General features: G+C 64.4%; 22 protein-coding genes. 3 read left to right on the top strand and 19 right to left on the bottom strand.

What is annotated here, in order from left to right:
- Positions 1-28: 28 nt before the first annotated feature.
- The 8 genes from NA647_RS12240 to NA647_RS12205 all read right to left on the bottom strand — a co-directional run bounded on the left by NA647_RS12240 (position 29) and on the right by NA647_RS12205 (position 7171).
- Complete coding sequence (locus tag NA647_RS12240; protein WP_256057946.1) at positions 29-553, bottom strand: histidine phosphatase family protein; 525 nt, start codon at positions 551-553, stop codon at positions 29-31.
- Positions 538-1314 carry an adenosylcobinamide-GDP ribazoletransferase gene (locus NA647_RS12235; RefSeq protein WP_256057945.1) on the bottom strand — a complete coding sequence of 259 codons (777 nt, stop codon included), beginning with the start codon at positions 1312-1314 and terminating at the stop codon, positions 538-540. The genes NA647_RS12240 and NA647_RS12235 overlap by 16 nt, the downstream gene beginning before the upstream one ends.
- Entirely contained in the window at positions 1311-2366 is a 1056-nt protein-coding gene (gene cobT / locus NA647_RS12230; protein ID WP_256057944.1) for a nicotinate-nucleotide--dimethylbenzimidazole phosphoribosyltransferase, read from the bottom strand. Before cobT ends, NA647_RS12235 begins: the two co-directional genes overlap by 4 nt.
- Before the next feature lie 190 nt (positions 2367-2556).
- Positions 2557-4455 (bottom strand): 1-deoxy-D-xylulose-5-phosphate synthase, encoded by a 1899-nt coding sequence (gene dxs / locus NA647_RS12225; protein WP_256057943.1) that lies wholly within the window; start codon positions 4453-4455, stop codon positions 2557-2559.
- Between the two features lie 123 nt (positions 4456-4578).
- Complete coding sequence (locus tag NA647_RS12220) at positions 4579-5466, bottom strand: polyprenyl synthetase family protein (protein ID WP_256048458.1); 888 nt, start codon at positions 5464-5466, stop codon at positions 4579-4581.
- Positions 5463-5705, bottom strand: coding sequence for an exodeoxyribonuclease VII small subunit (locus NA647_RS12215; protein WP_102837024.1), 243 nt, complete (start codon positions 5703-5705; stop codon positions 5463-5465). The genes NA647_RS12220 and NA647_RS12215 overlap by 4 nt, the downstream gene beginning before the upstream one ends.
- A 180-nt stretch (positions 5706-5885) precedes the next feature.
- Positions 5886-6656: a sulfite exporter TauE/SafE family protein gene (locus NA647_RS12210; RefSeq protein WP_256057942.1), complete on the bottom strand. Its 771-nt coding sequence runs from the start codon at positions 6654-6656 to the stop codon at positions 5886-5888.
- Between the two features lie 95 nt (positions 6657-6751).
- Positions 6752-7171 carry a Cd(II)/Pb(II)-responsive transcriptional regulator gene (locus NA647_RS12205; RefSeq protein ID WP_256057941.1) on the bottom strand — a complete coding sequence of 140 codons (420 nt, stop codon included), beginning with the start codon at positions 7169-7171 and terminating at the stop codon, positions 6752-6754.
- Positions 7172-7275: 104 nt separating this feature from the next.
- Between NA647_RS12205 and NA647_RS12200 the strand changes: the two genes are divergently transcribed.
- The gene (locus tag NA647_RS12200) at positions 7276-7893 is read left to right on the top strand and encodes a cation transporter (protein ID WP_256057939.1); all 618 of its coding nucleotides are present in this window, start codon (positions 7276-7278) and stop codon (positions 7891-7893) included.
- Here the strand turns inward: NA647_RS12200 and NA647_RS12195 are convergent.
- The 6 genes from NA647_RS12195 to sigJ form a co-directional block, all read right to left on the bottom strand.
- Complete coding sequence (locus NA647_RS12195; protein WP_256057937.1) at positions 7890-8903, bottom strand: SDR family oxidoreductase; 1014 nt, start codon at positions 8901-8903, stop codon at positions 7890-7892. The two genes, NA647_RS12200 and NA647_RS12195, sit on opposite strands and share 4 nt — an antisense overlap.
- Positions 8904-9162: 259 nt before the next feature.
- Positions 9163-9681: an ATP-dependent zinc protease gene (locus NA647_RS12190; RefSeq protein ID WP_423836470.1), complete on the bottom strand. Its 519-nt coding sequence runs from the start codon at positions 9679-9681 to the stop codon at positions 9163-9165.
- Between the two features lie 139 nt (positions 9682-9820).
- Positions 9821-12094 (bottom strand): MHYT domain-containing protein, encoded by a 2274-nt coding sequence (locus NA647_RS12185; protein ID WP_256057934.1) that lies wholly within the window; start codon positions 12092-12094, stop codon positions 9821-9823.
- A 263-nt stretch (positions 12095-12357) separates the two neighbouring features.
- Positions 12358-12885, bottom strand: coding sequence for an inorganic diphosphatase (gene ppa / locus NA647_RS12180; protein WP_256057933.1), 528 nt, complete (start codon positions 12883-12885; stop codon positions 12358-12360).
- Between the two features lie 137 nt (positions 12886-13022).
- Positions 13023-13835 (bottom strand): zinc-dependent peptidase, encoded by an 813-nt coding sequence (locus NA647_RS12175; RefSeq protein WP_256057932.1) that lies wholly within the window; start codon positions 13833-13835, stop codon positions 13023-13025.
- A gap of 32 nt (positions 13836-13867) precedes the next feature.
- On the bottom strand, positions 13868-14776 hold the full coding sequence (gene sigJ / locus NA647_RS12170) for an RNA polymerase sigma factor SigJ (protein ID WP_256057931.1): 909 nt from the start codon (positions 14774-14776) through the stop codon (positions 13868-13870).
- Positions 14777-14910: 134 nt separating this feature from the next.
- Between sigJ and NA647_RS12165 the strand changes: the two genes are divergently transcribed.
- Entirely contained in the window at positions 14911-15432 is a 522-nt protein-coding gene (locus NA647_RS12165) for a carboxymuconolactone decarboxylase family protein (protein WP_256057930.1), read from the top strand.
- On the top strand, positions 15432-15860 hold the full coding sequence (locus NA647_RS12160; RefSeq protein ID WP_256057929.1) for a RidA family protein: 429 nt from the start codon (positions 15432-15434) through the stop codon (positions 15858-15860). The genes NA647_RS12165 and NA647_RS12160 overlap by 1 nt, the downstream gene beginning before the upstream one ends.
- 99 nt (positions 15861-15959) lie before the next feature.
- Here the strand turns inward: NA647_RS12160 and eutC are convergent, their stop codons facing one another.
- The 5 genes from eutC to phnX form a co-directional block, all read right to left on the bottom strand.
- Positions 15960-16754 (bottom strand): ethanolamine ammonia-lyase subunit EutC, encoded by a 795-nt coding sequence (gene eutC, locus NA647_RS12155; protein WP_256057928.1) that lies wholly within the window; start codon positions 16752-16754, stop codon positions 15960-15962.
- A 104-nt stretch (positions 16755-16858) separates the two neighbouring features.
- On the bottom strand, positions 16859-18250 hold the full coding sequence (locus tag NA647_RS12150; protein WP_256057927.1) for an ethanolamine ammonia-lyase subunit EutB: 1392 nt from the start codon (positions 18248-18250) through the stop codon (positions 16859-16861).
- Positions 18251-18260: 10 nt separating this feature from the next.
- On the bottom strand, positions 18261-19709 hold the full coding sequence (eat, locus tag NA647_RS12145; RefSeq protein ID WP_256057926.1) for an ethanolamine permease: 1449 nt from the start codon (positions 19707-19709) through the stop codon (positions 18261-18263).
- Positions 19710-19900: 191 nt separating this feature from the next.
- Positions 19901-21421: an acetaldehyde dehydrogenase ExaC gene (gene exaC / locus NA647_RS12140; RefSeq protein WP_256057925.1), complete on the bottom strand. Its 1521-nt coding sequence runs from the start codon at positions 21419-21421 to the stop codon at positions 19901-19903.
- 142 nt (positions 21422-21563) lie between these two features.
- Complete coding sequence (phnX, locus tag NA647_RS12135; RefSeq protein WP_256057924.1) at positions 21564-22391, bottom strand: phosphonoacetaldehyde hydrolase; 828 nt, start codon at positions 22389-22391, stop codon at positions 21564-21566.
- Positions 22392-22401 lie beyond the last annotated feature (10 nt).

Genomic DNA, 22401 nt, shown 5'->3' with positions numbered 1-22401 from the left:
GGCAGCACGCAGGGCTGCAATGAAAACCTCAGCCCTGCGGCAGCAAAATGACATCGCCATGGCCCACCGGCAGCCTGAATGCCGCCTCCAGCGATTGGCCTGCGACCAGATGATGCAGGGCGCGAATCGGTCCGGCGTGGGTCAGAAGAATGGCATCCGTGGCGGCTCGTTCAGCGAGGAATGCACGCAGACGATCGAGCAACTCGGGTAGGGTTTCGCCCTGTGGTGGTGCCGCGGTCTGCCAGTTGTCACCCCAATGGCGCGCGGCGGGGGAGTCCAGTTCCGCCCAGGTGCGTCCTTCCCAGGTGCCGAAATTCAGTTCCTGCAAGCGCGGGTCGATGCGAAAGGGTGTGCCCAGTGCTTCGGCCAGCTGTCGACAGCGCAGGCTTGGGCTGCTCCAGATTGGCGGCAAGCCGTCTGGAAACTGTAGCGCCACGGCTTTGCGGACTGCCCGAGCCTCTTCGGCAAAGCTCGCGGCCAGCGGCACGTCCAGCCGGCCATAGCACAGGCCGGAAACCGCCACGCGGGTGTGGCGAATCAGACAAAGCGGCACAGGGCCAGGACTCCCAGCAGGAAGGTCAGCTCGCTCAGCTGTTGCAGTGCACCCAGGCAGTCGCCGGTGAAGCCACCGATCCACTTGCGCAGCCAGCGGGCGAACCACAGGCGTAGTGCGATCAGCGGCAGCAGCGCCAGCCAGAACGGATGCGGTACCTCGATCCAGAGAAATGGCGACAGCGCCAGGGCTGCCGCGATCAGCAAGCCGCTGGCCGACATGCGCACCGCCAGCGGCTTGGCCTTGCCTTCGGGGCGCGCGTAGGGCTCGGTGAGCATCATGCTGGCGGCATTGAGGCGGCTGAGGGTGTGCGCCAGGATCATGGCCGGGATGATGACGGCCGGTGGCAGCGAACTCAGCAGCAGGAACTTGCCGCCCAGCGCACCAATGAGCGCGGCGGCACCAAAGGTGCCCAGGCGCGAGTCCTGCATGATGGTGAGAATGCGCTCGCGATCCCAGCCACCTCCCATGCCGTCCATGCAGTCGGCCAGGCCGTCCTCGTGAAAGCAGCCGGTCAGCAGCAGGCCGGCCACCATGCTCAGCAGCACCGCCACCGGGACCGGCCAGAGAAAGGTCGCGCCCCAGTAGACCAGCGCACAGAGCACGCCGATCAGGGTGCCGATCAGCGGGAAGTAGATCGCCGCCTGGTTGAGCTCGTCTTCGGAATAGGGCACCCGGGCCGGAATGGGGAGGCGAGTAAAGAACTGCAGCGAGAGCAGGAAACGATCGCTTTCCCGGCGCAGCAAGGAACGTCCGCTCATTGGGCGGCCTCGCCGGATACGCCCGCTTCCTCGAACGAGGCCATCTCGTTGAGAAAGCCGCAAGCGGCCTGCAGCAGTGGCCAGGCCAGAACCGCGCCGCTGCCTTCGCCGAGGCGCAGATCCAGCTGCAGCAGCGGGGTGGCGAGCAAATGATTCAGCAACAGTGGATGACCGCCTTCGTGGGAGCGATGGCCGAACACGGCGTAGTCGCGCACCGCGGGCGCGAGCTGCATGGCCGCCAGCAGCGCCGCGCTGGCAATGAAGCCGTCGATGACAATCAGCGCGCCTTGCTCCGCCGCGCCCAGCATGGCGCCGGTCATCATCACCATTTCGAAGCCGCCGACCTGGGCCAGCACTTCAAGTACCTCATGGGGGCCGGGGCCGACACGCGCAGCAACCGCTTCGAGCGTGGCGATCTTGCGCGCCAAGCCGGCATCGTCCAGCCCGGTGCCGCGCCCGGTGGTGGCGCCGATCGGCAGGCCGGCGAGAAAGTGCGCGAGCAGCGTGGCGCTTGATGTGTTGCCGATGCCCATCTCGCCGAAGGCCAGCACGTTGCTGCCTTTCTCAACTTCCTCACGGGCGATGCGCCGGCCGGCTTCCAGGCCCTGTACGGCCTGGGCGCGGGTCATGGCCGGGGCTTCCAGTGCATTGGCGGTACCGTAGCCGAGCTTCTCGTGGCGAAGTGGCAGATCGCTGGGGAAATCGGCGTTCACGCCGGCATCCACCACCTGCAGGGCGAAGCCATGCTGGCGGGCGAAAATGTTGGTGGCCGCGCCGCCAGCGAGGAAGTTGTGGACCATCTGCGGCGTGACTTCCGGCGGATAGAGGCTGACACCCGCGCGAACCAGGCCATGGTCGGCTGCGAAGATGGTCAGGCTGGGGCGGCGCAGGCTGGGCGTCAGGCTCTGCTGGACCAGACCGATCTGCAGGGCCAGGTTTTCCAGCTGCCCCAGCGCGCCCAGCGGTTTGGTCTTGCGGTCGATCTTGTGGCGCAGGTCGGGAATCAGCGCGGGATCGGGGGTGTGGATGGTGAAGAGGGGGAGGGATGGCATGGCTGCGTACCGGTGGCGGCCTGGCTGGCCGGGCCGTAAGGAAAACAGAAGGGAGACCGCGCGGGCACTTTAGCTGCTGCAGATTGTGCACGTAGGGCCGAACTTGTTCGGCCTTTGTGAAGCGGCGGCCAAATGAGTTCTGCCCTACAGGCTGGCGGGCCGTGAGGAAAAATCTTCGGCGTTTCCCATTCTACGGTTGCTGCAGGCTCGTCAGCCGCGCACGTATTGCAGCCTCGATTCCCGCTGCGTCCAGGCCACATTCGGTAAGCATCTCGGCGGGCTTGGCGTGCTCCACGTAGTAATCGGGCAGGCCGAGATTGAGGATGGGTTGGAGCAGGCCTTCGCGCGTCAGGAATTCATTCACTGCACTGCCGGCGCCGCCCATGACGCTGTTTTCCTCGACGGTCACCAACAGTTCATGGGAATCGGCCAATTGCCGTACCAGTACTTCATCCAGCGGTTTGACGAAGCGCATGTCGACCACGGTGGCGTCGAGTGCCTCGCCCACCTGCAGCGCCTCTGCCAGTTGTACGCCGAAAACCAGCAGTGCCACCTTCGAGCCTTGGCGCCGTATCACGCCCTTGCCGATTTCCAGCGGCTCGAGGCTTGGTTCGATGGTCGCGTTCGGGCCGGTGCCGCGCGGATAGCGCACCGCCGCCGGGCCTTCGAAGTGATAACCGGTGGTCAGCATGCGGCGCATCTCGTTCTCGTCGCTCGGCGTCATGACCAGCATGCCGGGGATGCAACGCAGGTACGAAAGATCGAAGCTGCCTGCGTGGGTCGGGCCGTCTTCGCCGACCAGGCCGGCGCGGTCGATGGCGAACAGCACGTCGAGGTTCTGCACCGCCACATCGTGGATCAGCTGGTCGTAAGCCCGTTGCAGGAAGGTCGAGTAGATCGCGACCACGGGTTTGGCGCCCTCACAGGCCATGCCGGCGGCCAGCGTCACCGCATGTTGCTCGGCGATGGCAACGTCGAAATAGCGATCTGGATAGCGTTCGCTGAAATCGACCAGGTCGGAGCCTTCCTTCATGGCCGGCGTGATGCCGGTCAGGCGCGGGTCGGCGGCGGCCATGTCGCATAGCCACTGGCCGAACACGTTGGAATACTTCGGGCCGCTGGGCTTCTTCGGCGCAACCGGACCGCCGACGGGCTCCAGCTTGCTGATGGCGTGCCAGGTGATGGGGTCGACTTCTGCCGGGGCGAAGCCCTTGCCCTTCTTGGTCACCACGTGCAGGAACTGCGGGCCGGATAGGTCGCGCATGTTGCGCAGCGTGGCGATCAGCGTCGGCAGGTCATGGCCGTCGATGGGGCCGATGTAATTCCAGCCCAGCTCCTCGAACAATGTACCGGGCACCAGCATGCCCTTGGCGTATTCCTCGGTGCGACGGGCGATTTCCCAGGCGCCGGGCAGGCGCGACAGGACCTTCTTGCTGCCTTCGCGCATGCTGGTGTAGGTGCGGCTGGACAGGATTTTCGCCAGATAGTTGGACATCCCGCCGACATTGCGCGAGATCGACATGTCGTTGTCGTTGAGCACCACCAGCATGTCGGCGCCAACTTCCGGGGCGTGGTTCAAGGCCTCGAAAGCCATGCCGGCAGTGAGCGCGCCGTCACCGATCACAGCGATGGATTTGCGCTTCTTGCCCTGCATGCGCGCGGCGATGGCCATGCCGAGGGCGGCGCTTATCGAGGTGCTGGAGTGGCCGACGCCAAAGGTGTCGTACTCGCTTTCGCTGCGGCGCGGGAAGGCGGCGAGGCCGTCTTTCTGACGCAGGCTGGCCATCTGCTCGCGGCGGCCGGTGAGGATCTTGTGCGGATAGGCCTGATGGCCAACATCCCACACCAGGCGGTCGTCTGGTGTGTCGTAGACATAGTGCAGGGCGATGGTCAGCTCGATCACGCCGAGCCCTGCGCCGAAGTGCCCGCCCGTCCGGCCGACGCTGTAGAGCAGGTCCTGCCGCAGTTCGTTGGCGAGTTCTTCAAGTTCCGCTTCGCTCAGTCGGCGCAGCTGCTCGGGAGTGGCCGCGCGGTCTAGAACGGGCGTCGCAGGGCGGACCCGAGGAATCTCATGGAACGTCTTGGGCATCGGGCGGATCGTTTTGGCTGAAAAAAGAGCCGCAGTTTACCCGATGGTTACAGTGAGAAGAATGACCCAGGCATCAACGGTCGCCCCATAGGCGCCGGCGATACGGCCACGGGACAGGCGGGCTCAGCTGCGGCGCTCGACGATGAAGCGGGCCAGTTGGCGCAACGGCTCGGCGGCCGCACCGAAGGGCGCGACGGCATCGAGCGCCAGATCGCGCAGCTCCAGTGCGTAGGCTTTTGCCGCGTCCATGCCCAGCAAAGCCGGATAAGTGGGCTTGTCGCGGGCGATGTCGGCGCCCTGATGCTTGCCGAGCGTGACGGTGTCGCTTTCCACGTCGAGGATGTCGTCCTGCACCTGGAAGGCCAGGCCGATGGCTTGTGCGTACCGCTGCAGAGCGGCCAGCTTGTCGGCATCGGCATGTCCGCTGGCGAGGGCGCCGAGACGCACGCTGGCCTCGATCAGCGCGCCGGTCTTGTGGCGATGCATCAGTTCCAGCGCCGTGCGATCAAGTTTCAGGCCGACCGATCCGAGATCGATCGCTTGCCCGCCAACCATTCCAGCCGGACCTGCTGCCCGTGCGAGGCTGCTGAACATCTCCAGACGCAGGGCTGGATCGCTGGGGTTGTGCGCCTCGGCGGCGAGCGCTTCGAAGGCGAGGCTTTGCAGGCCATCACCGGCGAGGATCGCGCAGGCTTCGTCGAAGGCTTTGTGGGTGGTCGGTTGGCCGCGGCGTAGGTCATCGTCGTCCATGGCTGGCAAGTCGTCATGTACCAGCGAGTAGGCGTGGATCAGTTCGACGGCGCAGGCGGCGCCGTCGGCTTGCGCGCTGTCGCCTTCGAGCGCCTCGCAGGCGGCGTAAACCAGCAGTGGGCGCACGCGCTTGCCGCCATTCATCACGCTGTAGCGCATGGCTTGATAGAGGCGTTCGAGTTGCGGGCGGGGGGGGAAGAAGAGCGCCTCGAGACAGCTATCGACGCGTTTTTGGCAGCGTTGCTGGTACTCGTCGATCATGCTTCCGGGTCCACCTCGAAGGGGGCTTCCTGCAGCTTGCCGTCACGCTCCAGCAGGATCTGCACCTTTTGTTCGGCCTGGCTCAGGGCGGCCTGGCAGTCGCGGGTCAGACCGATCCCCTGTTCGAAACAGGTCAGCGAGTCTTCGAGCGACAGCTCGCCGCTTTCCAGGCGCTCGACCAGCTGCTGCAGCTCGGCGAGGGATTGTTCGAAATCGAGGGCGACTTTCTTGCGGGCCATGGCGGAACCTGTTCTCTGCGGCTGCTCTGAAACGGGCGCGACACTAGCAGAGCTGGACGGCATACGCCATAAGTCGGCCGGACGATCCGCCGCTCAGACCGTAGCCTGGATTAGCCGAAGGCGTAATCCGGGGCTCCGAAGGCGCAATCTGCGTCACTAAGGCGTAACCCGACATTCAGGCTATTGCCCGTAAGTCGTCCAAAAGTAATAGACGGTCATGGCGCTGCCGACGCCTATGACGAAGGCGCGCAGCCAGTTGGCCGGCAGTTTTTTGCTCAGCGCGCCGCCTGCATAGCCGCCGAGTGTGGTGCCGATCAGCAGGATGGCCAGCTCATACCAGCTCACGCGTCCGGCAATGATGAACGTGGCTGTGGCAACGCTATAGATGACGGCAGAAATCAGATTCTTCAGCGCGTTGGCGCGAACCAGCTGATGACCTTCGATGGAAAACGCCGCCAGCTGCAGGATGCCCATACCCGCCCCGAAATAACCGCCATAGATGGATACTAGTCCATGCGCCGCGAGCGATGCCGGCGCATGCGGTGGTACAGCGCTTTCATCTTTTCGGCGTGCCGCGAGCCAGCGACTCAGCCAAGGACTGGCGGCGAATAACGCGGTGGCCAGCAGCAACAGCCATGGAATGAGCAGACTGAAGATGTCGTCACCACTGGCCAGTAGCAGTAGGCCGCCGAGCAAACCGCCGATCAGACCGGCCAGTAGCAGCGGGATCAGGTAGCGTCCCAACGGCTGGAGAGACGAGCGCGCAGCCCAGGCGCCGGCAAGGCTGGCGGGCCAGAGCGCCACGGCGTTGGTTGCATTGGCGGTAACCGGTGGCAGGCCGGTAGCCAGCAGTGCTGGAAACGAAAAGAAGGTGCCGCCTCCGGCGAGCGCATTCATGCCACCCGCGGCAAAACCGGCAGCGATCAATAGCAACATGTCGAACAGCGGCATCGGAACGGCTCGTGGCAAAAGAGACGCAGATTAGCCAAGGGCGCGCAGCCCGCCAAGCATTGTCAGCAGCGACGCTGCATTTGCGAACCGGAGCCTCAAGACTCGTGCCGAGCCTCGTCCTGTCGCGTGCTGGCCAGCTCGTTGAGAATTCCGCAGCCCTGTATCGGACGACCATCAGTGCAGCAACTGCGCAGCGCCTGCAGCTGATGCTCAAGGGCATGGAGGCTTTCGAGCCGCGCACGGACACGCTCGAGCTGTTGGTCGATCAGCAGATTGATGTCGCCGCAGCTGGCGTCCGGTTGGTTGGAAAACTCCAGCAGCCGACGGATGTCGGCGAGCCCGATATCCAACGCCCGGCAATGGCGGATGAACACCAGGTGCGCCAGTTGCTTGGAAGAGTAAGACCGATAGCCATTGGCGCCGCGCTCCGGTGCGGGCATCAACCCGATCTTCTCGTAATAGCGAATGGTCTCGACGTCCACGTCGGCCGCCGTGCTCAGCTCGCCTATACGCATGATGGTCTCCTTCGTCTCGCTGCAATCGTGCTCAGGATAGGGCTTGACCCTGGAGCGGCTCCAGGGTGTGCAATGGCTCCGAATATAGTTCAGGAGACATTTCCATGTCGTCGAGATGCTGTGATTCAGGCTGCTCAACCCCGGCGGTCAGCCCGCGTTTTCGCAAGGCGCTGTGGGTCGCGCTGGCGATCAACCTAATCATGTTCGTCGTGGAAGTCGGGGGCGGATTGCGATCCGGGTCGGTCTCGCTGCTGGCCGACGCCATCGACTTCGCCGGGGATGCCGCCAACTACGGCATCACCCTGGTGGTGCTGTCCATGGGCCTGGTCTGGCGTTCGCGTGCAGCCATGGTGAAAGGGCTGTCGATGTTGGCCTTCGGCGTGTTCGTGCTTGGTCGCGCCGGTTGGGCGGTCCATGCCGGCGTGGTGCCGGAGCCTCTGACCATGGGCGCCATCGGCGCGCTGGCGCTGGTTGCCAACGTCGTCGTGGCGCTGATGCTCTATGCGTTTCGCGAGGGCGACTCGAACATGCGCTCGGTCTGGCTATGCAGCCGCAACGACGCGCTGGGCAACATCGCGGTGATGATTGCCGCAGCGGGCGTTTTCGGAACGGGTTCCGGCTGGCCGGACTTCATCGTGGCGCTGTTCATGGCGGGGCTGGCGCTTTCCGCCGGTTGGTCGGTGGTGCGCCAGGCGCGGCAGGAACTGCGCACTGCGCCTTAACGTCGGCCGCGACCCGAGGCTATAGAGGCGACCAACGCCACCGCGCCCACGGTCACTGCCGCCAGTCCTGCCACCGCCAGCTTGCCGATGGTTTCGCTGCTCAGGGCCACGGCGTGGTCCTGAACCCGGTCCCCAAAGCGGCCATTGATGCGATGCAAGTCTTCGACCGGTTCGAAGAGGTTGTCTGGCTGCGTGGGGTTGGCCGGCTCGTCGGTCATCTGCCCGCTCCAGGCCTGTTTGGCCATCATGCGATCGAGCAGGCCCGGCATGAACATGTTGCCGATGATCGCCTGGAGCGAGGCACGTCCCAGCCAGAGTTCACGCGGCGCATCGGTGGCCGCGCGGAGGATGGCGCGAGCGGCGACCTCGGGCGTGTGGATCGGCGGCACCGGTTGCGGGCGTTTGGTCATTTTGTTGCGCGACCAGTCGAACTGCGGCGTGTTGTGTGCCGGTAGCTGAACCATGGTCAGACGGATTTTGCTCTTGGTGTGGATCAGCTCGCAGCGCAACGAGTCGGTGAAACCTCGGATGGCGAACTTCGCCGCGCAGTAAGCCGATTGCAGCGGGATGGCGCGATAGGACAGCGCCGACCCCACCTGCACGATGGTGCCGCGATTGCGCGGTTGCATATGTCGCAGCGCGGCTAGCGTGCCATGGACGAAGCCCAGGTAGGTCACCTCGGTGACCCGCTTGTACTCCGCCGCAGTGATTTTCTCGACCGGTGCGAAGACCGTGGCCATGGCCGCGTTGATCCAGAGCTCGATCGGTCCCAGCTCGGCTTCGATCCGCTCGGCGGCGCGGTCGATCGCCTCGGCATCGGCGACGTCGGCGGCAATCGTCAGCACCGTGGCGCCGGTCGCTTCGAGCGCTTGGCGTGTGTCGGCCAGGCCCTGTTCGCCACGCGCGATCACGGCCACGCGAAAACCTGCCTGCGCCAAGGCATGGGCGGTCGCGCGGCCCACGCCGGCGGTTCCGCCGCAGATCACGGCAGTCTGGTCGCGGTTGGTCATCTCAAACTCCTGTTTCCGGGGAACGGGTGAAGTCGCGAGCCAGCGCCGCCTGGTTTGTCTTCATGTGACCCATGCCGTGTCGGTGGGCGCGGACTCGGTCCGGCGATCTCATCAATGTGGCGTTCGGGGATGAAAAGGCTCGTCGTCGGTACAACGGTGGCGCTTTCAGTTGACCGGAGGGGCGCAGGGGGAGTTGCACCCAGGCGATGAGCTGTGGATCGGTGCGGCAACGGCCGATCCACGAACTCGCAAGACGGCATCAGCTGCCGGTGTCAGCGCAGCTCGGCTCGACGGTGAATGTCTTGGATGAATCCACCGGGCCAATCTTCTCCAGCGTACGGCGGCCAATCAGCACGGGGTAATTCATCTTGTCCCGGTCGTTTAGCGAGAACTGCTCCTCATAGGTCTGATTACCCAGGCAGACTTTCATCAGCACGACAGGGCGCTCCTCGGCACCGCCCGCGCCACGGACCGTGAGGTCCCGAACCATCTTGCGCTCCAGACGTGTCCTCACCTGCTTTTCGGTATTGATGTCTTCCAGCTCGACGGTGAAGCGTATCCAGTCCTCGCCGTCTTTCTCGAAACGGTCGATATTTTCCGCATGCATCGAGGACGTCAACGCGCCCGTGTCGAGCTTGAACTTCACCGCCACTTTTTCCGGAAGAATCAGCCCTTCCTCGACCCAGCCGAGTACCTGCGGCGAGTCGGCGGCTGCTGTCACGATGCCTGGTGACAGCAGCAGGGCCGCCAGCGTTATCGGGACGAGTCGGGTACGGATGAAGCGTGTCGGATAGCGCATCTATCACCTCGAAATCAGCAAAAGCTGTGGTTTCGATAGAGTCGGCGCGCCCGAATCCGTTCAGGTTTTTATCGGTCATCGATCAGCGAACCGGGTCGGGAAACGCAACCCGCACGCTTCAACGGCGGTTGTGCAACGGCACCACGACGCGCGAATTCGGACGCCCTAGCGTGTCGCCGATCGCTGCGCTGAGCGTGTGCTGCGTAAACGGCTTGGCCAGCGTATGCAGTGGGCGGCCATCCTCGGACAATTCCGCATAGCCGCTGACCAACAGGACCGGCAGGTTGGGCCGTTCGGCTTTGACGATCTTGGCCAGCTGGGTTCCGGTCATGCCAGGCATCATTTGATCGGTAACCAGAATATCGAAAGCCTCCTGTTGGCGAAGGACGGTCAGGGCCGTCTCGCCATCGCCGACCGCGGTGACTCGATGTCCCAGGTCCTCGAGTAGCTCGGTGGTATTGGCGAGCACCAGCGGGTCATCGTCTACCACGAGTATCGACAAGGCGGGTACCGGCGCCGCGACGGATTCTTCTGCATGTTCGAGTGCCGGTGCCGCCGTTTGAGCGGGAATGCCCAAGGGTAGCCACAGCTCGACGGTCGTCCCCTTGCCCGGCTGGCTCGTCATCTCCAATCGGCCTCCCGATTGCTCGGCCAGGCCATGGGCCATCGAGAGGCCAAGTCCGGTGCCCTTGCCCGGCCCCTTGGTCGTGAAGAAGGGTTCGGTTGCCCGGGCCAGCGTCTCCGGGCTCATGCCGCTGCCGTCGTCGCGCACGATCAGGGCGACGAACTCCTGCGACGATTGTTCCGTTGGCGCCCTGAAGGAACGCGGTTGGCCTTCGATGCAGATCGTGCCGCCTGTCGGCATGGCATCTCGTGCATTGACCACCAGGTTGATCAGCACCATTTCGAGCTGATTCGCGTCGACATAGGCCGGCGGGAGACTCAGAGAGAATCGCGTTTCGATGGTGATGTTGGTTCCGACCGAGCGTTGCAGCAGCTCTCGCATGCTCAGCACCACGTCCGGTAGCACGACTGAACTGGGATTCAAATCTTGCTTACGGGCGAAGGCCAGCATGCGCTGAACCAGGCTGGCACCACGCTGTGTGGCCAGCAGCGCGTTTTCGATCAGGGTGCCGGTACGAGCCGTGTCGTTCGGCAACCGTTTGCGCAGCAATTCGAGATTCCCACTGACCACGGCGAGCAGGTTGTTGAAATCATGAGCGATGCCGCCGGTCAGCTTGCCGATCGCTTCCAGCTTCTGCGCCTGCCGGAGCGCGGCCTCGGCGTGCCGGCGTTCGGTGATGTTCACCAGGCCGCCGATGATGAGCGCACCGCGAGAGGTCTGTTCGAGGCGCGTGGAGGCCAGCACATCGATGAACACGCCGGCCCTGGCCACCAGGCGGTACTCGGCGTTGAGGCATTCGCCGGTTTCGAGCAATGCCGGCCAGTCCTGGCTGAGCATCTGGCGCGCCGAGCTTTCGGTCATGAAGTTGATCAGGGGCCGGCCGATCACATCGCCTCGGCGATAGCCCATCAGTACGAGCCAGGCATCGCTGACCGATTCGAGCCGGCCTTCTTCATCCAGTGAATGCAATGGCAACGGCGTCTTGCTGTACAGCTCGCGGAACCGCTCCTCGCTTTGGCGCAAGGCCGCCGCTTCGCGCTCGCTGATGATCGCCATGCGCCTGTCATGCATCGAGGCGGCAAGGCCGAAGAACAGCACGATGAAGGTCGAGCCGGCGACCGATAACGCCAGCGTCAACAGATCCAGGCCGCTGTCGTGCGGCGCGGGCATCGCATCGTGCAGCGGAGTGAAACGTGCGCCGGCCATGGCCGTGTAGTGCATGCCCGCCACGGCAAAGCCCATTGCCACGGCCGAGACTGCCTGCAGTACCAGGCGCCGGCCACGGGCCGAGAGCCAGAGCGCTACGGTGGCCGCGCCGATTGCGATGATGACGGAGATACCCACCCAAAACGGGTCATAGGACAGCTCGGCATGCATCGTCATGGCCGCCATGCCCATGTAGTGCATGGCCCCAATTCCGAGCCCCATGAACAGACCGCCGATCCCGAGCGTCTTGCGACCCAGCCCGCGAATACCCACGGCGAAAAAGCTGATTGCCGTCACCGCAATCGGCACGACCAGCGACCACAGGGTGAGCGCCAGATCGTACTGGATCTCCATGCCGGGCATGCCGAACGCCAGCATGCCGACGAAGTGCATCGACCAGATGCTGCCGCCCATGCAGACGGCCGCTGCGCATAACCAGGCATGTCGCATCCAATCGGTCGAAGCGCGCGCGCGGCTGGCCAGGTCGAGCGCCGTGAAGGAGCCGGCAATGGCAATCAGGATGGACAGGCTCACCAATGCAATGTTGTAGGTGGTTAGCATCGTGGGATCCGTTCAGACTTCGAGGCGGTCGCCCTGTATATATTGCACGGGACGGCCAATAGCGCCAGGTCGCTGGTCTGGAGGTGCGATCGCCAGCCACTTGGAAGTGTGCTTGCGGGTTTTTTACGACGATTGGGAAAGGCGTGGCTACTGATTGGGCAGGCGAGCCGGTGCCCTTCAAGTGCTTGTTCCAGCCGAAAACAAGAATCTGAAAACATAAAAAAGCCGGCCTCGTGGGCCGGCTTTCCGTTGACGGTATTGGCTTATTTTTGGTAAGCCGCAACCGCCTTGGTAATTGCTGCGCGGGCTTCGTCGGCGTTACCCCAGCCCTCGACCTTGACCCACTTGCCCTTCTCCAGATCCTTGTAGTTCTCGAAGAAGTGCTTGATCTGTTCGATCAGCAGCGGGGGCAGGTCGGTGTATTCCTTAACGTCGACGTACAGCTGGGTCAGCTTTTCGTGGGGGACGGCGATCAGCTTGGCGTCGCCGCCGGCTTCGTCGGTCATGTTCAGCACGCCGACCGGACGGCAGCGGATGACGGAGCCCGGCGCGACCGGGTAGGGCGTCACCACCAGCACGTCCAGCGGGTCACCGTCGTCGGCGAGGGTGTGCGGGATGAAGCCGTAGTTGGCCGGGTAGAACATCGGCGTGGCCATGAAACGGTCGACGAACAGGCAGTCGGTGTCGTGATCGATTTCGTATTTGATCGGCGCGTGGTTGGCCGGAATCTCGATGGCGACGTAGATGTCGTTGGGCAGGTCTTTGCCGGCCGGGACTTTGCTGTAGCTCATGAACATTGCTCCGTGGTCGGCCAACGCGGCCTGGGGCGAAAAAAGTGGGCGCGATTATAGGCGCACTGTCGGGCGTTTTGCCATGCCGGTCGTGTGAACCCTTGCCGGCAAAATGGCGCGCATTCGACGGCCCGAACTCAATGAGGTTCCGCGTACTGCGGATGACTGTGCTGTAGCTGCTGCAGGCGCGTCAGCGGATCCTGCCGATAGAAGGCCGCCAGTTGCGCGTAGACCTCGGGAAAGGCCTGTTGCAGCACATCCGGCGCGCTGAAGAAGTATTCGCTGGTGACGGCGAAGAACTCCGCCGGGTTTTCCGCGGCGTAGGGATCGATCGGCGTCTCGGCATTCGGATCGGCATCCAGCACGGCGTCGAGTTGGTCGTAGGCGCTCTGCATCGCGCTCGCCCAGGCTTCGATGTGCATGTTGCGGTGCAGCGGCGGCAGGCCGTTGGCATCGCCGTTGAGCATGTCGAGCTTATGCGTCAGTTCGTGAATCACCAGGTTGTAGCCTTCCCAGCCGCCGCTTTCCTGCACGCCGGGCCAGGCGAGGATGACCGGTCCCTGCAACCAGGCTTCGCCGCTGTGCTCGCCGTCCCATTCGTGTTCGACGCCGGCCGGGTCGCGGTGTTTCTGCGGGCTGATGAAGTCGTCGGGATAAAGAACGATCTCGTGAAAACCGCGATACCAGCCGAGCTCGGCCAGGTGCAGCAGCGGCAACTCGGCCTGCAGCGCCAGGCGTAGGCGATCTTCGGCTTGCAGCTCGACGCCTGGCAGTGCGGTGAGGCGCTTTTCGTGCAGGAACAGCACGGCGCGTTCGCGCAGGCGCGTCAGTTCCTCGTCGCTCAAGCCATCGAGGATCGGCAGGCTGTCGACCACGCGGCGCCACAGCTCAGTGCTGATCGGGTTGCGGGCGAGGATGCGTTTGCGCTGCCAGGCGCGGAAGGACCACATGCACGAAGTTCCAGCGGGGCGGGGCGCTCACCTTAAGCGCCGCGGGTGGACGCGGCAAGGGCGTCAGCGTGCTGCTCCAGGCCTGCCCCGGCGAGCTTGTGTGGGTTGACCACCGAGTAGATGTGCCGGATATGCCGGCCGTCGCTAACCAAGGTCATCGCGGCATGAATATGCTCGCCATGCAGCACCAGCACGCCGGGTTCGCCGTTGATCCAGGCGAGCCGGGTGTTCCATTGGCCATCCGCGCGGCGGGCGATGCCGACAGCCAGCCGCACCGAGGCGCGCACGCCGTGCAACACCTTCGAGGCGGCAGTAGCTTGGCCGCCGCCATCGGCGATCCAGCTCACCTCCTCGGCGAGCAGCTCGGCGAAGGCCGTGCCGTCGGGGTCCAGCAGGGTCGCGGCGAAACGCTCCACCAGCCGCCGATGCGCCGCCTGGTCGACGGTGAAACGTGGTCGCTCATCGCGCACCCGACGGCGGGCGCGGCTGATGATCTGGCGGCAGGCCGCAGGGGTTTTACCCAGCGTTTCGGCGATCTGTTCGTAGGAATGTTCCGGCACGTCGCGCAGCAGCAGGGCCGCTCGTTCCTCGGCGCCCAGTCGCTCCAGCGCCACCAAGAAGGCCATGGAAATGTCCGCGCCGAGTTCGATCAAGCGTTCGCCTTCGTGATCGATGCTGCCCAGCAGCGGCTCCGGCAACCAGGGACCGAGATATTCCTCGCGGCGGGCGCGGCGTTGGCGCAACTGATCGATGCCCAGCCGGGTTACCACCGTGACCAGCCAGGCCTCGGCATCGCGGATCGCCGCGGGGTCGGCCGCGCTCCATTTGAACCAGGCGTCCTGCAGCACATCCTCGGCGTCGGCGCGGCTGCCCAACAGGCGGTAAGCCAGGCCGTACAGGCGCGGACGCAATCCTTGGTAGTAATGGGCGTGATTCTGCACGGCGGCTCCTCGTGACGGTTGATCCAGTATGGACGGTCCGACGCGCGCCGTTGTGACAGCCGAGACGAGCTGTCACAACTAGCCCGGTGGGTCCGTCCTGGCAATGTCACTCATGACTAAACCGGAGAATTCCCATGCGACTCGACTACCTCAAGCACGCCGACCTGCTGCCACTGCAAGCACTGACGGCTATCAGCGGCTACCTGCACGAATCCGATCTGGATCCGCAACTGCTGCAGCTGATGGAGCTGCGCGCCTCGCAACTCAACGGCTGCGCCTATTGCATCGACATGCACAGCAAGGATCTGCTGGCGCTGGATACGCCGCTGCCGCGCATCCTGTTGCTGTCGGCCTGGCGTGAGGCCAATGTCTACAGCCCGGCCGAACGTGCCGCGCTGGCATGGGCCGAGGCCGTCACCGAACTGCCGGATGGCGAAACGCTCGACCGCTGCTACGGTGAGTTGACCGAGCATTTCTCGCCGCGGGCGATCACCCGGCTGACCTTCGCCCTCGTCGTGATCAACAGTTGGAACCGCCTGAGCGTTGCCTTCGGGCGCGAACCGGGGCAGTACCGACCTGGCGACCTCGATGGGGCGATGAAGCGGGCGCTGGAGCGCTTTGCCGATCTGCGTGGCGTTACTGAGAGGAGTAAGTAATGACTGAAAATTCGGGCCGCAACGGCCTGTCGCTGCTCAATCCGCCGGGTCTGTACGACCCGGCACCCAATGGCTATTCCCATGTGGCGTTGCTGCCGCCCGGAGCCCGGCTCGCATTCATCGCCGGGCAGGGAGGCGAGACTGTCGACGGGCGCTTGTCCAAGGAATTTCGCGAGCAGGTCCGCCAGGCGCTGGCCAATCTCCGCCTCGCCATCGAGGCAGTGGGCGGCAGTGCGCAGCAGATCGCAAAACTCACCGTGCTTATCGTCGACCACAGTGAGGCACGTTTGCAGGTATTTGGCGAGGAGCTGGTCGGCGCGTTGGGACCGGGGCCGAAGCCGGCTTGCACGTTGATCCCGGTGCCACGCCTGGCGCTGGACGGCATGCTCTTCGAGATAGAGGCGGTGGTGTTGCTGCCCGAGGCGTGACTGCCGCTGCAACGTGCGGTGCGCCGCTCGTTTTGCGGACGAGGCGGGCGGCTTCGTCGCAGCCTGCAAATGGGGAATCCGACGAAAAGTGCTTGGAATTTAGCCGAGCAGGAAGTTGCCGGTGCGGGGCGCGCCGTCCAGCGTCGGCACCTCGGCTTCGTCCTTGAGGTTCACGCCTGAAAGCTGGCGACGACAAGCTTCGCGCATGAGATATAGCAGGCGATGCGTGGCCAGGTTGTAGGCGAAGCCTTCAGGGCGGATGTTGGAAATGCAGTTGCGCTGAGCGTCGTGGCGGCCGACTTGCGGCGCCCAGGTGAAATACAGACCCAGGCTGTCCGGCGAGCTGAGACCGGGGCGTTCGCCCAGCAGGATCACCACCATTCGGGCCTTGAGGCGTTCGCCGATTTCGTCGGCAATGGCCACGCGGCCCTGTTCGACGACGGCGACTGGCCCCAGCGACCAGCCCTCGGCGCGGCAATGCTCGGCGATCTTCAGCGTCATGGGCAGGGCGTGGCGCTGCACGGCCAAAGCCGAGAGGCCGTCGGCGATCACCAGGGCGACGTCGCAGCCCGCTTCGGTTCGCTCGTCGAGTTGCGCGGCGCTGGTTTCGTCCAGGCGCCGCCCCAGGTCCGGCCGCTGCAGGTAGACCTGTCGATCCGCGGCGGCACTATGTAGGTGCAGACAGTCCAACTCGTGTTTTTGCAGTTCGCGCATCAGTGCCTCGCTGTCCAGCGGCAAGTGCACGGCGTCGCGCGCCTGGGCGTGGGCGAACTGGAAATCCAGCTGCGCGCTGGTGGGCAAGCTGGTGCCAGCTCGGCCCAGAGCGATGCGCGCCGGGGTGAGCTGGCGCAGGTGTTGCCAGGGGTTGGCGATGGTTGGCGTCCGTTCGTTCATAGGGCCTCGTGTTCGTGGTGTAGGAGCCAGCTTGCTGGCGAAACGGACGATGCCGGTGCTTTTTCGCGAGCAAGCTCGCTCCTACAGGGGAGCGCGTGCTGGTTTCAGGTCAGTCGCTCCAGCGCGCGGCGGAACGGCTCGGGCAGTTCGCGCCCGAGGTGCAGCCGATTGCCGTCCTGCCGAAGAATCTGCATCTTCGCCAGCCATTCCTCGAATTCCGGCGCCGCGCGCAGGCCCAGCACCTGACGCACGTAGAGCGCGTCGTGAAAGGAGGTGGTCTGGTAGTTGAGCATCACGTCGTCCGAGCCAGGGATGCCCATGATGAAGTTGATGCCGGCCGCGCCCAGCAGGGTCAGCAGCATGTCCATGTCGTCCTGGTCGGCTTCGGCGTGGTTGGTGTAGCAGATGTCGCAACCCATGGGCACGCCCAGCAGCTTGCCGCAGAAATGGTCTTCCAGCCCGGCGCGGATGATCTGCTTGCCGTTGTACAGATATTCCGGGCCGATGAAGCCGACCACGGTGTTCACCAGCAGCGGCTTGAAACGGCGCGCCACCGCGTAGGCGCGGGCCTCGCAGGTCTGCTGGTCGAGGCCATGGTGGGCGCCCGCCGACAGCGCGCTGCCCTGGCCGGTCTCGAAGTACATGAGGTTGTCGCCGAGCGTGCCGCGTTTGAGCGAAAGGCCCGCCTCATAACCCTCCTGCAGGGTCGCCAGGCTGATGCCGAAGCTGGCATTAGCCGCCTCGGTGCCGGCGATGGACTGGAACACCAGATCCAACGGCGCGCCGCGCTCGATTGCGGCGATGGAAGTGGTGACGTGGGTGAGGATGCAGGCCTGGGTGGGGATCTCGTAGCGCTGGATGATGGCGTCGAGCATCTTCAGCAGCTCGCAGATGCCGCTGGTGCTGTCGGTGGCCGGATTGATGCCAATCACCGCATCGCCGTTGCCGTAGAGCAGCCCGTCGAGAATGCTCGCGGCGATGCCGGCACCGTCATCGGTGGGGTGGTTGGGTTGCAGGCGGGTGGACATGCGCCCCGGCAGGCCGATGGTGTTGCGAAAGCGCGTGACCACCTGCGGCTTCTGCGCCACCAGAATCAGGTCCTGCACGCGCATGATCTTCGATACGGCGGCGACCATCTCCGGCGTCAGGCCCGGCGCCAGGGCTGCCAGCGTGGCGCCGTCGACCTCATCGCCGAGCAGCCAGTTACGGAAGTCGCCTACGGTGAGATGGCTGACCGGCGCGAAGGCAGCCGCGTCGTGGCTGTCGATGATCAGGCGGGTGACCTCGTCGCGCTCGTAGGGAATCAGCGCTTCGTCGAGAAAGCGCTTGAGCGGCACCTCGGCCAGGCACATCTGCGCCGCCACGCGCTCGGCATCGCTGCCCGCCGCGACTCCGGCGAGCAGGTCGCCGGAGCGCGCCGGGCTGGCCTTGGCCAGCAGCTCGCGCAGGTCGTCGAAGCGCCAGGTGGTGCCGCCCACGCTGTGCGAGTAGGTCATGGCGTTCTCCTTACTTCAGCGTTGCCTCGGCTTTTTCGATCGCCGCGAACTCTTCCTCCGGCGTACCTGCGACCAGGTGATGACGGCTGTAGAAGGTGAAGTAGGCGATGAAAATGCCGTAGATGATCGCCGCGCCGACCACCACGCGCGGGTCCACCAGGAAGCCCGCGACCACCGCAATGCACGCCAGCACCAGGGCGACGCCCGAGGTGAAGATGCCGCCGGGTGTCCTGTACGGGCGATGCATGTCCGGGCGGCGCAGGCGTAGGGTGATGTGCGAGGCCATCATCAATACATAGGAGATGGTCGCGCCGAACACCGCTACCAGAATCAGCAGGTCACCCTGGCCGGTCAGCGACAGGGCGAAGCCGACCAGGCCGGGAATCACCAGCGCCAGCACCGGTACCTTGTTGCGGTTGGTCAGCGACAGCTTGCGCGGCAGGTAGCCGGCCCGCGACAGCGCGAAGATCTGCCGCGAGTAGGCGAAGATGATCGAGAAGAAACTGGCGATCAGCCCGGCCAGGCCGACCAGGTTGACGAAGCCGCTCATCCAGGTGGACGAGCCATAGGCGGTGGTCAGCGCTTCCACCAGCGGGTTGCCGGATTCGATCAGAGTGCTGGAACCGGCGCCACCCGGTCCGACCAGCAGGATCAGCCCGGCGAAGGCCAGCAGCACCAGCATGGCGCCGATCAGCCCGCGCGGCATGTCGCGCTGCGGATTCTTGGTTTCCTCGGCAGCCAGCGGCACGCCCTCGACGGCGAGGAAGAACCAGATGGCATAGGGAATCGCCGCCCAGATGCCGACGTAGCCGAACGGCAGGAAGGCGCTGGCGCCCGCCGCGGTGGTGGGCGCGATGTCCAGCAGGTTGGCCACCGAGAAGTGCGGCACCATCGCCACGATGAACACGCCCAGCGCCAGCGCGGCGATGGCGGTGATGATAAACATCAGCTTGAGGGCCTCGCCGACGCCGAAGATGTGGATGCCGATGAAGGCGATGTAGAACGCCAGGTAGATCATCCAGCCGCCGATGCCGAACAGCGACTCGCAATAGGCGCCGATGAATACCGCGATGGCCGCCGGTGCGATGGCGTACTCGATGAGGATCGCCGTGCCGGTGAGAAAGCCGCCCAGCGGCCCGAACGCGGTGCGGGCGAAGCCGTAGCCGCCGCCTGCCGTGGGCACCATCGACGACAACTCGGCCAGCGAGAAGCACATGCATAGGTACATGGTTGCCATCAGCAGCGTGGCGATGAACAGCCCGCCCCAACCGCCTTGGGCCAGACCGAAGTTCCAGCCGGCATAGTCGCCGGAGATCACGTAGGCGACGCCGAGGCCGACCAGCAGCACCCAGCCGGCGGCGCCTTTCTTGAGTTCGCGTTCCTGGAAGTAGCTGCTGCCGACGGCTTCGAAGTCGACGGCATGTTGCGGTGACGTGGAACTGCTGTGTTCGAGAGCCATGATCGTTCCTCGCAGGTGGTTGGCAACTCTCCCTAGCAAGCGTCATGCCCTGCGCCAGAACCTGTAGGTTCGTCGCGTTTTGTCTGCAGAGTGCGGCAGGAACGCACCTTTTCCGGGCTCCACGGCACCATGACGGCGCCCGGCAGGCGTCTTGTTCGAGCGCGGGCGGCCGGCGCCGCCCGCGCGGTGCTTCAGAAGAAGCCCAGCGGGTTGATGTCGTAACTGATCAGCAGGTTCTTGGTCTGCTGGTAGTGGTCGAGGATCATCTTGTGGGTTTCGCGACCGACACCGGACTTCTTGTAGCCACCGAACGCGGCATGCGCCGGGTACAGGTGATAGCAGTTGGTCCACACCCGTCCGGCCTTGATCCCGCGACCCATGCGGTAGGCGCGGTTGATGTCGCGGGTCCAGACGCCAGCGCCCAGGCCGAACTCGGTGTCGTTGGCAATGGCCAGCGCCTCGGCCTCGTCCTTGAAGGTAGTCACGCCGATCACCGGGCCGAAGATTTCTTCCTGGAAGACGCGCATCTTGTTGTGGCCCTTGAGCAGCGTCGGCTGGATGTAATAACCGGTCGCCAGTGAGCCTTCGAGTTTCTCCACACCGCCGCCGGTCAGCACTTCGGCGCCTTCCTGGCGGGCGATGTCCAGGTAGCCGACGATTTTGTCGAACTGCTGCTGGCTGGCCTGGGCGCCGACCATGGTGTCGGTGTCCAGTGGGTCGCCACGCTTGATCTGCGCGACCTTTTTCATCACCGCGTCCATGAACGGCGCGTAGATCGATTCCTGCACTAGCGCTCGCGACGGACAGGTACAGACCTCGCCCTGGTTGAAGAAGCCCAGCACCAGGCCCTCGGCGGCCTTCTCGATAAAGGCCGGTTCGGCCTGCATGATGTCCTCGAAGTAGATGTTCGGGCTCTTGCCGCCCAGCTCCACGGTGCTCGGGATGATGTTCTCGGCGGCCAGCTTCATGATGTGCGAGCCCACCGGGGTGGAGCCGGTAAAGGCGATCTTGGCGATGCGTTTGTTGCTGGCCAGTGCCTCGCCGGCCTCTCTGCCGAAGCCCTGAACGATGTTGAGCACGCCCGGCGGCAGCAGATCACCGATCAGTTCGACCAATACGCTGATCCCCAGCGGGGTCTGCTCGGCGGGCTTGAGCACCACGCAGTTGCCGGCGGCGAGGGCTGGAGCGAGTTTCCAACAGGCCATCAGGATCGGGAAATTCCACGGAATGATCTGCCCGACTACGCCCAATGGCTCGTGAAAGTGGTAGGCGGCGGTGTGCTCGTCGATCTCCGCGCTGGTGCCTTCCTGGGCGCGGATGCAGCCGGCGAAATAACGGAAGTGATCGGCGGCCAGCGGGATGTCCGCGTTCAGCGTCTCGCGCACCGCCTTGCCGTTGTCCCAGGTTTCGGCGACGGCGAGTTTCTCCAGGTTGGCTTCGATGCGGTCGGCGATCTTTAGCAGGATTAGCGAGCGGGCCTGCACTGAGGTCTTGCCCCAGGCATCGGCGGCGGCATGCGCCGCATCCAGGGCCTTTTCGATGTCGGCGGCGTCGGAGCGGGGGAATTCGCCGATGACCGAGCCGTCGACAGGGCTTATGTTGGTGAAATATTCACCATTGATCGGGGCGGCGAATTCACCACCGATGTAATTGCCATAGCGCGCTTCGAGGGATAGTTGTGCGCCAGGCGTTCCGGGTTTTGCATAAATCATGACGGCGATCTCTCTTGTCGAAATGGATCGGGGCAGACGGCCGGCGCGTTGTTCTAAGCGTGGGCCGTGTGCCGTGATGGAATGACGCCAAGGTCGATCGAGCGTCAAACCACGTGAAAATAGCGTGAGCGCATCAGCAAGCTTAGTTGGCTTGTGGCGTTTCACCTCGTTTAAGACGACCGTTGATCTCCTCCACAACCGCAGGCAGGTCGGTGATGGTGTCGATCATGTAATGCGGGCGCGAAGCTTCGAACAGTTGAGCGATGCGCGCGCGCTCTGCGGCGAGCTTTTCTGCCGATAGTGCCTTGTAACCCTTGTAATCCAGACCTAGCGCATTCCCAGAACAGATCAGCGCGACGGTCCACATGCCGGCGCTGCGGCCTTCCAGAATGCCGGGCGTTGTGTCATCGACCTTGACGCAGGCGGCGACGTCACTGATGCCCAGTGCAATCACGTTGGCCAGCGCCTGAGCGGGGTGTGGGCGGCCATTGGGCACTTCGTCGGTAGCCACCACGTGGTCGGCGACGTAGCCGTTGGTTGCAGCAAGTTGCACGACCTTCTCCATCACCACGGCGGGATAGCCAGAACAGGAGCCAATCTTCAGGCCCTTTTCACGCAGTTGGTCGATGGCATCCAGAGCGCCGGGAATCAGCGCCGAGTGCTCGCCGATCTTGGCGATCTGCAGCGGCATGAAGCGCTCGTAGATGGCGGTGACATCGTCGTCGCTGGGCAGGTGGCCAAAGGCGACGCGATAACGCTCGGCAATCTCCGGAACGTTGCATAGGGTGCGGATGTGATCCCATTTGGCCATGCCCATGGGGCCACGCGCTTCTTCCAGGCTGACCTGCACGCCGAACTCGGCGAAGGCCTCGACGAAGATCTGGGTCGGCGCGAAGGAACCAAAGTCGACGACCGTGCCGGCCCAATCGAGGATGGCGGCTTGCAGCTGATTCGGTTGCTGATAGTTCATGGGTGTACTC

The sequence above is a fragment of the Stutzerimonas stutzeri genome (assembly GCF_024448985.1).
In the GTDB taxonomy this organism is placed as follows: Bacteria; Pseudomonadota; Gammaproteobacteria; order Pseudomonadales; family Pseudomonadaceae; genus Stutzerimonas; species Stutzerimonas stutzeri_AP.
Note: the sequence above shows the minus strand (reverse complement) of the source record. Positions and strands in the feature narration are given on the sequence as shown.